Below are 12,852 nucleotides of genomic sequence, written 5' to 3'. Positions count from 1 at the left end.
AGTTGTTATGCACACTCTTACTATATCATACAGGAAAACATCTCAAAGATGAACACATCCGCCCAGACTGATAAAAATATCCAAACTCTTACAAACCCAGGCAGCGAGTGGGTTCGCGGAAAAACTATAGTATTTTCCATTCATTTACTAATAAAAATATCATGTATTTTTCAGATAACTACACTTATAATTCTTCCTCAAACGATAAATTAACAGGCTCATTTAAAAGCTCTCCCGGCATTTCAAGATTTGTTGAAGGAACGCTCTCGTCTACCTCTTCAAAAACAACATGATCCATCCACACGTGGCCTGGTCCCGATAGCTGAACGCCGAATGAAATGACAGCACTATTTTCAGGAACATCTAATACAATAGTGTAATGATTCCAATTGGTTGTTCCTGTTATTGGTCTGTTGCTCATATTATCAAATTGAAGAACATCTTCAGCCGCACTGTCCACCCGCATCCAAAGCGACGCGAAATGCTTTACGCCTTTTGTTTTGATAAAACACGATAAACGCAATCATTTCCCGAGATAACGGTCCGCCTTAAATTGCTGCATCATTGTCGCAAATTCCCCGACCTCCTGAACCATTGTTGACTTTAAATACCCCGACGCCTTGCCCTGATGCACATTTTCCCGATCAACCCCCATTTCAAATTGAAATGGATGACTGCCGCTTAATACCCAACCCCTCATTTTTTTCTCCATCCAAGATTCCTCCTTTTTTGCAGTAAAACGTTTCATAAATGTTCGGTATGCTCCCGGCGGCATGTGATACATTTTTTTAAAGGCCCGGGTAAACGCCTCTTGAGATTCAAACTGATAATGCAAGGCAATGTCGATAATGCGAACATCTGTATAAAGCAAAGCAGCTGCTGCATTCGCAAGACGTCTTAAACGAATATAAGAAACAACCGACATGCCAACTTCTTTTTGAAAAATCCGATGAAAATGAATTTTAGAAAAGCCTGAAACGTTTACAATATCCTTGCCAGATATCGGCTCATGCAAATGTGATTCAAGCCAATCAATGGTTTGCTGAACAGCTTTTTCATAATACATGGGACAATTTAATCTCCTTTCTGTTTCAGAATAAAAGATCCCGCCTTAAAAGTTTTGATTATGTTTGCGATATGTAAAAATCCCCTGTGTGTTTACACAGGGGATCTTCTTTCCTCACTTTATAATAACAGAAGGCGTTATATGCTCCAGCCAAATCACACCGTCATATTGTTCCTTCAATATCATTTGCTCCTCCATGAAACCCCAATACAGCGCTGTACGCGGCGTATACATCCATGAAGTTCCTTTGCTTTTTTTGGTATGAAGAAAATCAACAAAGACCGATGGATGGTTCGCAGCTTTCAGCAAGTCTTCGAGACTTCCAGCCGGCGGCGGACTTGTTACTGGATTAACGGTCTTATTATCGGAGCTATCCAGACTGGCTCCAGAGTACGCATAGATTCCAATGGTATAGGTCTGTTTTTTCAGCCGCTCAGGCAAATAATCACCCATGTTAGGTCCGTTTAGCTGTACCCAGTCCTTTATCATTTTGGTATTCTGTTTGCGAAGATGGTAATTGTGACCCCAGACAATGATCTTCTCTTTTGGATAAAGCGTTTCCGCAACCCACTGAAATTGTTCAGCCATCATGCGGTCTCTCATAAAGAATGAAAAATCCTCCACATTCTCCGGATACTCCAATAGCTTTTCTTTCATTTCTTCCAGCATGTATGTTTCCATTACGTCAATTCTCAGCTGAAGGGAATGCACAAAGATCTCATAAGCTTTCGGCTCTTTCGGAAGGTGCGCTTTTAGCGTTGAAGCATGTGTTTCAGCGAACTTGATCAGCTCCCGGTAGTTTTTCACAAGCGCTTCCTTCTTTTGCGTAAATTCTTCCAGCGTTTTGCTGTTTGACACTAAGCTGAAAAAATCATGTTCTGATTGGGAAAGCAGCTCGGCTTTTTCAGGGTCCACCGCCTTTACCCATTGATTCGCAGCACTGTTGAATGAATTCTTGAGGCTTTGAATATCAAATCCAGTGAGAATAAGCGGATCGCCTTTCTCTTTTTGCTCTTTCATATAATCAAACAGTTCAATCACATCTTCTGTGTGCCATACGGGGTAAATGGAATTTTTCATTATGCTCTTCGGGGTTAATTGATCCATGTGAAGGTAGGATGCATTTGCTTCGGGAAAGCCAGACTCAAAGGCCAGTACATCATATCCCAGTTCTTCGTGGAGGTATTTGATCATGCGAACCTTTGTTGCGTTCATCTCACCTGAGCCATGTGTGGTTTCTCCTAACTGAACGATTCGTTTTCCTTTCAGCACTTTCTTCAGAAATCGCAGATCTTTGTTTGAAGCATCGGAAGAATCCAGTGGATGGGCATTCCGTTCAATCCAGCGATCCCAATGTTTTTCTTCAGAAGCAGCACGGGCGGGCGCCGCAAAAGAAGAAAACGCCAGACAGACGATCAGCAGCGGCATGGTTATTTTTATTAACTTACGTTTCAAATCTATCTCCCCTTTTCTGTTAGGTTCTCTAGTAGTTACGAGATAGATATAGAAAAAGTTTCCTTTTCAGTTATAAAAGAAGCCGTTTTTTAAGAGTCTTTCATCGCCTGATGAAAATAAAATCGGTATGTATTTCTCAAAAACGTCTCAATTGGAAGCTGCACATCCGTTTGGTATTTGCTGATGATGAATGGAAACCGCTCCAATCCTTTGTGGCGCAAATCGTTCACTTGCTCTGCATTACTTGCCGCCTCTTGCAAAACTATTTCAACAATCGGCCAGCACGCTTCCTGCACCTTGTGAAGAGCCGCTCCATCTCCGGTTTGCTGATAATGTGTGATCCAGCTGACGATTTGTTTTTCCATCACTCTCACCTTTCTTCAAAAAAAGAGGCGCCGCTTTCATTTGCGAGCTCCTCTTCTTTACTCTCCATAACCTATCAATTGCCCGACTTGGACTTCTTGGCCTTCTGTTAAATCAGCGGAAGGCTGGAACGCGTCTTTTTCAAAGATCAAAATGACGGTTGAACCAAATGAAAAGTACCCCAGCTCCTCGCCGATCTTCAATTGATCACTTGTGCTGGTCTGCACGATTGAGTTAATATTCATCGCGCCGACAGGAATCATCAGCACGTTTCGATGGCCGCTATTCAACCCATAAACAACTCGGTAATTTTTCGACAGTACATCTTTTCCGTATTTTAACCCAAACTGATTCACCGGGTATGAACGGTTTCCGAGTTCTGCCAGCTTTTGATATGTGCAGCTGATCGGCGAATGAAAGCGGTGGTAATGCCGCGGGCTTAAATACAGCACAACGAAATATCCACCGTTGTATTGATGATCAGCACTTTTACAGCCGGTCAATTCAGCGAATGAATAGTCTTTTCCCTTTACCGTAAAGGTTTGATTATGATTGATTGTTCCTATCGTCTGAACCACACCGTCAACGGGGCTGACCACAGCATGCGCCTCATTTGAAACAGGGCGCCGCTCCAAATTAATATTCCGAATAAACAATTCGGAAAGCGAACCGTACTCAGCGGCCGTTCCGTCTACATCATTCCAGTTAATCTGAAAGTGTTTAGAGAAGAGCGGAATGACCGGCTTACTGATTTTCGATTCACAAAATCCTTTGATCAGGCAGGATGATAATCGATGGTTCGTCAGTTCTATCAATGATCGGTACAGAATCTTTACAGCCGTATTAAACATGAATAATCCCTATCACCCTTCCGATTGTAATAAAAACAAAGCACCACAAAAAGGCGCCGATCGCTGCATATGCAATATACGTTTTCAGCTCCATTTTGCCGATTCCCGAAAAGTAACACGTCACATGCCGGACGCCTGGAATAAAATAACCTAATATAAGAGAATACGGTCCGTATTTTTTCATCCATTTTTCTACTTTCAGCATTCTTTTTTCCTTCAAACCGACCCATTTGCCATACTTATCGATAAACGGACGCCCGGCCTTTCTGCCGATTAAGTAGCTGATCATCATGCCTAACAGGGCTCCGACAAAGCTGATAAAAATGGCAAGCTCATAATTCAGCACATCAATGTGCGTAAAATAACCGACGATTGTCATCATGACTTCGTCGGGTATCGGCAATCCTATAATCCCAAGAACAAGCATCAAAAAAATAGCGAGATAACCATAATCCGCTATCAGCTGCTGCACTAATTCCATCTTTCGGACTCCAGATTTTCTGCTTCTGCTGCGTGTTTTTTAAAATGAGGAAATTTCACTTTGCTCACCATGAGATAAGACAGTCCGCATGTGCCGAGCGCCAGCAGGATCGGGTTATTCACAAAGCATAAAATGACGAGACACATTGCCGCAAATGGAATCGGCATTCCGATAAACGTCGGAAGCTTGCTTTGTTCAACATTAAATTTAGAGAGCCGAAGCATTCCGCAAATACTGTAAGCCAGCGCGCATAGTATCCCGATAAAGGGCAGAGCATATAAAGCGACACTGTAGGCAAGCATGGATGGCGCCACACCAAATGTAACCAGATCCGCAAATGAATCCAGTTCTTTCCCCATATCAGATACAGCATTCAGCTTACGAGCAGCCATTCCATCGAAGAAATCGAGAAACATGCCGGTAAAAATGAAAATCACTGCTGAATGGATGTTGTGAAATATTAAAGAATGAACCGCCAAAAGCCCGCAAATAAAGTTTCCTATCGTAATCATACTGGGTATATAATTCACAGTGTAACCAAACCTCCAATTGAAAAAAACCTTATATCAACACGACGTTATATATCGAATCAGCGTTACAGGAAAAATCTCTCTATTAAACATGATAACATAGACTGCCAGAAAAAAAGCAGCACTCAAATTCTATTATTATACAACATTTGTTACCTTTTGAACAATGAATGCCAGTCTTTTCAATTTATGTACTCATTTCATTTTCGCCTAAAAATGACATTACACGTTTATTGACATAGTCCGGCTGCTCCAGAGGTAACAGGTGTCCCGCGTTCTTGACCATTTCCGTCTGAATCCCCGCGACTAATACAGAAGCTCTTTCTAAAGCCATTTGCTGATGGTACATCACTTCATGCTCGCCGAACATCAGCAGTATCGGAACCGTGATTGACTTTAACTCCGCGTCTGTGAACACGTAGGGAAAGCCATTTTCTTTCGGTGTCAGGCTTCTTTTCTCATCCTGCCACTTGACTCCAGCCTTGATCTGCTTTTGCAGCTTGGGATGAAGCTGATAGCGGCCGGCCGTCAGCCACTTGATGTAAGCATCAGCCCCGTTCGGCTCACTAAGGCCCGCGGCATATTTATAGACATCCGGATGAAATGATATAAACGCTTCAGCAGGACTGATGACCACTGCCCTCTCCACTCTTTCAGGCATATCAAGCAGAAAATTTACTGTATGAAGCCCGCCAAGGGAAAATCCGGCCAGATGTGCTGTCTTAAGTCCAAGTGAATCAAAAACATCTTTCAGCCAATGAACGCAATCAGCTCTCGTATTCAGAGAGGCTGATGGTATACTTTTATTTTTGTCTCCTATTATATCGACTGCATATGTACGATATTGACCGCTCCACTCGGCGATATTCGGATACCACATGACAGAGCTGAAGAGCCCTCCGTGAAGCAGTACAAGCGAAGGTGCGTCCTTTGGCCCACTTGCCATGATATGTGTTTTTCCGAAACGAGTAGAAACATAGAAAGCTTCCGAATCAATCGGCCACAAAGAAAGGCTTTCATCATAAGCCTGGTAAAAGCATGTACCGCCTTCAGCCGCGGCAAGCTGCATTGAATCCTGTTTCATCTTTTTCTTTTTCCTCCGACTTTCATTTATAAATAGAGAAAGGAGACTGCCCTTTCTTGTAAGAAAAAATACCCATTCTTATTATCTCATATAACAATTTTCCAGTATATAGTTTGATCGTATACGAAGATTAATAAAAAAAGACGCTCTTCCTAAACTTGAAGGAAAACCGTCTACTCTTTAAAGACTAATGGAATAACTTTATCTTTTTTGTCCTTTGTTAATGACACTTGATGCGTCACAGACGTTTCATTTTTCGTCAAAGCGATGGAATAGTCACCCTTTTTGCCGGTATCCCATGTGATGTCTCCGTTTTTGTCTGTTAAACCGAGAATCTCACCGATCTCTGTATTCGGCTCCTGATCTGATGCCGGCGCTTTGACAATTGTCACTTGAACGCCTTCCATCGGTAACCCGGCATCGTCTTCCACATGAAGGGTCACAGGGATCGTTGTTTCTTTCAAAGCAGAATCTGAATGCGCCTGAGAGCTGCATCCGCATAAAAATAAAATAGAAATGAAAACGGCCAGTTTGCCGTATTTATTGATTTGCCCAATATTGAATATTATTGAATACATCATTCGTCACCCTTGTTCCCAAGTTATATGACGATCCTCCGTTGGTATGAATTGCAATGGCCGTCTGCCCCGTATCACTATAATTGCGGTAAACAGGCGAGCCGCTTTGGCAGCCGTACGTATCAGTTGTATAGGTCAGCTTATACGTTTCCGCAGAGCGAATCGGCTTTGTATCAGACCACATGGTGCCGAAAGTCTTGTCACACGGATATCCTGTAACTGATGTAGAGAGGCCGACGGGGCTGCTGCTGTTTGTTGTTCTATACCCATACCAGCCAACCGTGTTGCCAGGAGAACCATTTAGTTTTATTGCACCGTAATCATAATTGGTATCTTTGCTTTCCGTCCATCCTTTAACGGAGTAAAACATCGTGCCGGAATAAGTGCCGTATGGATACGATGAACCATTGCGGCCCGGCGCAGCAGTTATCGAAGAAGCCCACCCGTGATCCTTGCTGTACACACAATGTCCGGCTGTTACCACAGTATTCGGGTTTACTAAAAAGCCTGTGCACCCATAAGTGCTTGAGGTATTGGGATATTTGATAGATAGCTGAACCGTTGCTCTGTAAGGAAATGACGTAGTGCCTGAGATTCTGACGCGTTCATCAGATCCGATTACACTTGAAGGCTTTAAGGATTTAATGTTTTTTTCTGATTCTATGAGTTCGTGTAATGTTTTGCTTGTTTTTCCGGTTCCTTCATAAGGATCAGAAACCAATTCCGCTTTCGACGTCTGGTTATTACTGACTTCAGCTTCCTTTCCCGTATTGGAGACAGAGGTTTGCGGGTTCTCCGCCGCTTCTGCCGGCGTTCCGAAAGATACCGCCGCTGCCGTTGCCAAACACAAAATCGTAAAACCTGCAAAACATTTTTTTCTGAATCTTGAGACTACTCTCATTTTAGTCATCCCCCTCCTTTTATGTCAACCAGCCTTTCGTTGGAAGACTTTTACATTATAATCAGGAATCCGATTCTTATGATAAAATTTTTGGATGTGATGATAAAAAAAGCGGGGCATGTATCAAGACAAGGCCCGCCCATTTCATTTCTATTGAATCGATAGTTGATCCAGCGCTTTCTTCGCGTTTTCTCGCGCTTTTTCAACGGTGTCAGCCGCAGAAAGCGCAACCGCCATACGGCGTCCGACCTTCGTTATCGGCTTTCCAAACACGCGCACTTGTGTCTTTGGCACTGCCAGCGCGTTTTCCAAACCTTCAACAGTGTAGTCCGCTGACTCTTCCGGTGCTTTGAGGGGCCGGCTGGCGCCTGGAGAAAGCTGTGTGATTTCTGTAATCGGAAAGCCGAGAATCGCCCGTACATGCAGCGCGAATTCTGACAAATTTTGCGTCACCAGCGTCACAAGACCTGTATCATGCGGTCGAGGAGACACCTCACTGAAATACACCTTGTCTTTCGCAAGGAAAAGCTCAACGCCAAACAGACCGTACCCGCCAAGCTCATCCGTAATGGCTTTCGCAATATGCTTCGCCTCTTCAATTTGCTGCTCTGTCATATGATGCGGCTGCCACGATTCGATATAGTCTCCATCCTTTTGCACATGGCCAATCGGCGCACAAAATACCGTTCCGTTCACTGCACGCACAGTTAAGAGTGTAATTTCTGATTCAAACGGGATAAACTCCTCGACGATCACGCGTCCGTTCTTCACGCGTCCGCCTTCCATCGCCGTCTCCCAGCAGCTCTCCAAATCCGCTTCAGAGCGGCAGACGCTTTGGCCTTTTCCCGAAGAACTCATCAACGGTTTGACGACACAAGGGAAGCCGATATGAGCTGCAGCCTGTCCAAATTCTTCATATGTATTCGCAAATTCATAGCCTGCCGTCGCAAGCCCGAGCGTTTCAGCCGCAAGCCGCCTGATGCCTTCCCGGTCCATCGTCAGCTTCGCAGCACGCGCATTTGGGATCACGTGAAACCCTTCCTCTTCAAGCTTCAGCAATTCATCCGTGGCGATCGCCTCAACCTCAGGCACAATCAAATCAGGTTTTTCTTTCTCAATAATGTGTCTGATCTGCTCACGATCCAGCATGTCAGTGACATAGCTTTTATGCGCCACCTGCATCGCCGGAGCATGCTCGTAGCTGTCTACCGCCACCGTCTCTACCCCAAGACGCTGGGCTTCAATCACAACCTCTTTCCCCAGTTCACCTGAGCCTAACAATAAAACCTTCTTTGATTGATACATCTTTGCCCCTCCTATCTGTTCAAAAACCATTATAACTGAAATATTCAAAAAATAAATTTCGCAATAAAAAAGCTAAAATAAGAAAACCCTTATTTTAGCTTATGATTCCAATACATTGATTGCCGCCACAACATCCGCTTCACGATAAGAACCCATTAAACATAACGATTCTTCCGGCTTGCACGCGTGAGCCGCAACAACTTTCTTCGCATGCTCTTGATTCTTATAGATGCCTAAATCACTCAGTTTCACCGGGAAGCCAAGCTGCTGATAAAACGGAATCAGTTCTTCAATTTCCTCATTTCTCTTCTCAAGCGCAAGCTGAATCAGTATGCCGTACGCCACCTTTTGTCCGTGCAGTACATGATGGGTTTCCGGTATAAAACTCAGACCGTTGTGAACCGCATGGGCACCCGCCATCCTGCCGAAGCGTCCGGCATAACCGCCTACAGTCCCCGCCAAAGTAATAATGGTTTCTGCTACAGCTGTGAAAGAAGCCGAGGCTTCCCCTTTCTCAAGGCTTTCAACAGCCTTAAGGCTTTCTTGCAGCAAAAGATCACGAATATAGACAGACTGCCTAAGCCCCGCTTGGACCATTAATGAAACAGGCTCCTTCGTATTTCTGATAATCGCTTCCGCTTCATACCACTTCGCAAGCGTGTCGCCAATTCCGCTTTTAACATACTCAATCGGAGAAGAAAGCAGCAATAACGGATCAACGAGTGTCAAATAGCTGGAACGTTTATGATAATCGACTCGGATAAAGTTGCCTTCTTGATCATAGATCACACTCAGCGGCGTGCTTGCCGCGCAAGTTCCCGGGATTGTCGGAACAGTTATGACTTCAATATCCAAACGATCTGCGACAGCTTTTGCGGTGTCTAACACTGTTCCGCCGCCAATCCCAATAATGAGATCAGCAGATGCCGCTTGTTCCGCAATCTCCCTTATTGCTTCAGGCGAGCTGTACCCTTTATGATGAATTACTCTCCACTCCGGCGGAATCGCAGCATACGTTTGAAATGCCTCATACGACTTAATGCCCGTTACAACAACAGGATGCTTCCATTCCTCCACAAGTACCGGCAGCTCTTTTACCATTCCTTGTTTGCATATGTATTGATTCGGACCGCTTCGGACAATATCTTCTGGCTGCACCTCTCATCTCTCCTCCGTTTTTTCATCAATCATCTCACTCTCCTTCAAATGATGTCAATTCGCTTTCCCCGCAAACCACCCGCCAACTAGCAGCAAACTTAGGAAAAGATACTGATACCGTAGCATTAATAACAGGTTCAATAGCAGGGATTTATTATAAGATGTGGAATCCCTGAAGAATGGTTAGAAAAAAGTATTCGTAAACAAGATATCGATAAGTTAATAAAAAAATTTCTACGAGTATTGTGAAAATAAAGCTATTATTGAGGAGTATGAAATCTCTAAAAATCTTAAAATAGATAATGCCATTAGTTGGAATAGGATAAGAAAAATACAATACTCTATATATTGTTAAAGCAGACCAGTAACGGTCTGCTTACTCCTTTTCCTACAGCAACATCGTACAAGAAATCCCCAAAAATCATGCTACACTTAACCCAAGACCACCACACCGACAGGAGGCATCCCATGCAAAACGAAACCCGAACACTGCACCTTGACCCGCACCTTAATATAGAAGCCTACCGCTTCAAGGGGATTATGCAAAAATTCCCGAATCACTTTCACGATTATTATGTGATTGGTTTTATTGAAAAAGGGCAGCGGTACCTGGCCTGTCAAAATCAAGAATATATCATCAATCCAGGTGATCTTCTTCTCTTTAACCCCCGTGACACGCACAGCTGTGAGCAGATTGACGGGCGCACGCTCGATTATCGGTGTATCAATGTGATGCCGGATGTCATGGAGAGGGCGGTGGAAGAGATTACTGGCGCCGGGCATCTCCCTTATTTCTCCCATCATGTGTTATTCCGCCATGAGCTGACATCCAGTCTGCAGGAATTGCACATTCTGATTTCCAAGGAAAAGCAGGCTTTGCGCAAGGAGGAGCTGTTTCTTCATTTACTGGAAGAGCTGATCCGCCGTTATTCAGACGTTACGTTCCTCAACAGCATTCCTGAACCATCCGACGAAGTCAAAATGGTTTGCGGATTTCTAGAAGAACATTATGCCGAGAACGTCACGCTGAATGATTTGAGTGAACTAACAGGCTGGAGCAAATATCATTTATTGCGTTCATTTACAAAACAAAAAGGAATTACGCCTAATAGCTACCTGGAGACAATCCGTATTAATCAAGCAAAAAAACTCCTTGAACAAGGGGTTAGACCGATTGATGCTGCATTTCAGACAGGATTCAGCGATCAGAGCCATATGACGAAGTTTTTCAAACGTCAGGTGGGGCTGACGCCGAAGCAATACATGAAGATTTTCGAAAGGGAGTTTCAAAAATGATCATTCAACGAGAAACTGCCGGCCATACAGCGGCAATTGTGACCATTTTGATTTGGGGTACGACCTTTGTTTCGACAAAAGTTCTGCTGGCTGACTTTACTCCGATGGAAATATTATTTTATCGGTTTTTGATCGGCTTTATTGCTCTGATCCTTGTACGTCCTAAAATGATTCCGTTCAAAAGCTGGCGGCAGGAGCTGTTGTTCGCCGGAGCAGGTTTATTTGGCGTGTCCTTATACTTTCTATTAGAAAATATAGCGCTCACGTATACATACGCATCCAATGTTGGCATGATTGTGTCCATTATTCCGATGATCACTGCGGTTCTGGCTCATTTTCTGCTTGAAGGGGAAAAACTGCAGCTGACTTTTTTCATCGGATTCGCTGCAGCGCTGATTGGGCTTTTATTGATTACTTTCAACGGTAATGTCGTGCTTCACCTGAAGCCGCTCGGAGACATCTTAGCCGCCGCAGCCGCTCTCGTGTTTGGATTTTATTCGATATTTATGAAGAAATTAAGCGCTCACCGTTATCACATCATCGAGCTGACACAAAGAGTATTTTTGTACGGTTTGCTGTTTATGATTCCCGCTTTATTCTTGTTTGACTTCCATCTTGACCCGAGCCGCTTTACAACCGCTTCAAATGTACTCAACATGCTTTACCTCGGCATCGGCGCTTCCGCCTTATGCTTTGCCACATGGAATTACTCGGTCGGCGTGCTCGGCGCCGTGAAATCCAGCGCTTATATTTACATGGTGCCGGTTATCACAATCATCTCTTCCATCTTGATTCTGCAGGAAAAAATGACATGGATTGCTCTTCTGGGAGGGGCGCTTACACTGTTAGGACTTTACATTTCAGAGCTGAAACCGAAAGCGAAGCTGATGGAGAACGGATGTAATATGGATGCTTAACGGTGCAAACACAAACATCTCTAGTCAGTACGTAATGGTTATTTGGAGGTTTATGTAAATCTAACTGCTCAATCGTTAAATATTGTAGTTAAAATCTATACGCCTGATATTCCAGTAGGTGACAGTACTACAACTGGACTTACGACTACGATTACGATTAAAATAAAATAGAAGTATTTTACTTTATCAGATACTGAGGAAGTATACCCGACAGACTGGGAATCTACTCTTTCTATAACATTTGGAGCAGCTGCTGTATTAGGAGTTGCTGTCTTGATAACAGCTATACCTGAAACCTTAGCAGTAGGAGGAGCCGTAGCTTTTATAAGTGCGTTTTTAGCTTTATTCCCTTCTGCAAATAAATAATATATCAGCACTACATGGGTCTATATCATTTCTCATGTAGTGCTTTACTTTTAAGGAGGATACTGGATGACACTAAATCAACAAACATTTAAAGAAACCGTAAAAACAGCCGGAACAATTACACAGTACAAGGAAAATGATAAAGAAATCCTGGCTTTTCTAAACAAACAGGATTCTATCATGCTGAATCAGCTAAAAGTATTCTTTAGCGAGCCCCAGCTGACTCTTATACATAGTATAAAAACAGTAATCTACGGCACATTAGTTACTCTATTTTTATATTTTACAACGAATGAATTACCACATGAATGGAGTTTATTTGCCAGACTATTTTTTGTTATTGTCGGTTTTATTTGGCTAGCCTCTTGTTTTAAAAACGCAAAAGCCATTCAAATCTCCCAAAACTTCAAACAAAAATCCGTAAACACCCGCATTGTCGGTATGATCGACTTCGTATTAGAACAAAAATACAAAAAAAGCATCTCTGAATAATCCTAGCCA

14 protein-coding genes and 2 pseudogenes are annotated in these 12,852 nt (G+C 43.4%); 5 read left to right on the top strand and 11 right to left on the bottom strand.

Going from position 1 to position 12,852, the window contains the following annotated elements; translation table 11 throughout:
* Nucleotides 1-184: 184 nt before the first annotated feature.
* From LJF29_RS16060 to LJF29_RS16010, 11 genes and pseudogenes are all read right to left on the bottom strand, one after another.
* Nucleotides 185-1,066, bottom strand: a pseudogene (locus LJF29_RS16060) (helix-turn-helix domain-containing protein).
* 114 nt (nt 1,067-1,180) lie between these two features.
* The gene (locus LJF29_RS16055) at nt 1,181-2,494 is read right to left on the bottom strand and encodes an erythromycin esterase family protein (protein WP_420709707.1); all 1,314 of its coding nucleotides are present in this window, start codon (nt 2,492-2,494) and stop codon (nt 1,181-1,183) included.
* 116 nt (nt 2,495-2,610) lie between these two features.
* The gene (locus LJF29_RS16050) at nt 2,611-2,886 is read right to left on the bottom strand and encodes a hypothetical protein (RefSeq protein WP_229149605.1); all 276 of its coding nucleotides are present in this window, start codon (nt 2,884-2,886) and stop codon (nt 2,611-2,613) included.
* Nucleotides 2,887-2,943: 57 nt separating this feature from the next.
* Nucleotides 2,944-3,735: a phosphatidylserine decarboxylase gene (locus LJF29_RS16045; protein ID WP_229149604.1), complete on the bottom strand. Its 792-nt coding sequence runs from the start codon at nt 3,733-3,735 to the stop codon at nt 2,944-2,946.
* Nucleotides 3,728-4,216, bottom strand: coding sequence for a DedA family protein (locus LJF29_RS16040; protein WP_229149602.1), 489 nt, complete (start codon nt 4,214-4,216; stop codon nt 3,728-3,730). Before LJF29_RS16040 ends, LJF29_RS16045 begins: the two co-directional genes overlap by 8 nt.
* Nucleotides 4,207-4,746 carry a CDP-diacylglycerol--serine O-phosphatidyltransferase gene (gene pssA / locus LJF29_RS16035; protein WP_010332863.1) on the bottom strand — a complete coding sequence of 180 codons (540 nt, stop codon included), beginning with the start codon at nt 4,744-4,746 and terminating at the stop codon, nt 4,207-4,209. The genes LJF29_RS16040 and pssA overlap by 10 nt, the downstream gene beginning before the upstream one ends.
* A gap of 187 nt (nt 4,747-4,933) precedes the next feature.
* Nucleotides 4,934-5,830, bottom strand: a complete 897-nt coding sequence (locus tag LJF29_RS16030) for an alpha/beta fold hydrolase (RefSeq protein WP_229149600.1) — start codon at nt 5,828-5,830, stop codon at nt 4,934-4,936.
* 173 nt (nt 5,831-6,003) lie between these two features.
* A complete protein-coding gene (locus LJF29_RS16025; protein ID WP_229149598.1) occupies nt 6,004-6,408 on the bottom strand; it encodes a DUF2606 family protein in 405 nt (134 codons plus the stop codon).
* Nucleotides 6,371-7,309 (bottom strand): trypsin-like serine peptidase, encoded by a 939-nt coding sequence (locus LJF29_RS16020; protein WP_229149597.1) that lies wholly within the window; start codon nt 7,307-7,309, stop codon nt 6,371-6,373. Before LJF29_RS16020 ends, LJF29_RS16025 begins: the two co-directional genes overlap by 38 nt.
* Before the next feature lie 150 nt (nt 7,310-7,459).
* Nucleotides 7,460-8,614, bottom strand: a complete 1,155-nt coding sequence (purT, locus tag LJF29_RS16015) for a phosphoribosylglycinamide formyltransferase 2 (RefSeq protein WP_229149595.1) — start codon at nt 8,612-8,614, stop codon at nt 7,460-7,462.
* A 99-nt stretch (nt 8,615-8,713) separates the two neighbouring features.
* Nucleotides 8,714-9,772 carry an iron-containing alcohol dehydrogenase family protein gene (locus tag LJF29_RS16010; protein ID WP_229149594.1) on the bottom strand — a complete coding sequence of 353 codons (1,059 nt, stop codon included), beginning with the start codon at nt 9,770-9,772 and terminating at the stop codon, nt 8,714-8,716.
* On the opposite strand from LJF29_RS16010, the gene LJF29_RS16005 reads away from it, so the two are divergent.
* The 5 genes and pseudogenes from LJF29_RS16005 to LJF29_RS15985 all read left to right on the top strand — a co-directional run bounded on the left by LJF29_RS16005 (nt 9,682) and on the right by LJF29_RS15985 (nt 12,843).
* Entirely contained in the window at nt 9,682-9,948 is a 267-nt protein-coding gene (locus LJF29_RS16005) for an ADP-ribosylglycohydrolase family protein (protein WP_324255126.1), read from the top strand. The genes LJF29_RS16010 and LJF29_RS16005 overlap by 91 nt on opposite strands.
* A 292-nt stretch (nt 9,949-10,240) precedes the next feature.
* Nucleotides 10,241-11,068 carry an AraC family ligand binding domain-containing protein gene (locus LJF29_RS16000; protein WP_229149592.1) on the top strand — a complete coding sequence of 276 codons (828 nt, stop codon included), beginning with the start codon at nt 10,241-10,243 and terminating at the stop codon, nt 11,066-11,068.
* A complete protein-coding gene (locus LJF29_RS15995; RefSeq protein ID WP_229149590.1) occupies nt 11,065-11,985 on the top strand; it encodes a DMT family transporter in 921 nt (306 codons plus the stop codon). The genes LJF29_RS16000 and LJF29_RS15995 overlap by 4 nt, the downstream gene beginning before the upstream one ends.
* 24 nt (nt 11,986-12,009) lie before the next feature.
* Nucleotides 12,010-12,351: pseudogene (locus LJF29_RS15990) on the top strand (hypothetical protein); the annotation flags it as partial.
* A 66-nt stretch (nt 12,352-12,417) separates the two neighbouring features.
* Nucleotides 12,418-12,843, top strand: coding sequence for a hypothetical protein (locus LJF29_RS15985; RefSeq protein ID WP_229149589.1), 426 nt, complete (start codon nt 12,418-12,420; stop codon nt 12,841-12,843).
* Nucleotides 12,844-12,852 lie beyond the last annotated feature (9 nt).

It is taken from the genome of Bacillus sp. LBG-1-113, from assembly GCF_020708615.1.
Taxonomy (GTDB): domain Bacteria; phylum Bacillota; class Bacilli; order Bacillales; family Bacillaceae; genus Bacillus; species Bacillus mojavensis.
This window is presented reverse-complemented; position numbering and strand designations above follow the sequence as displayed.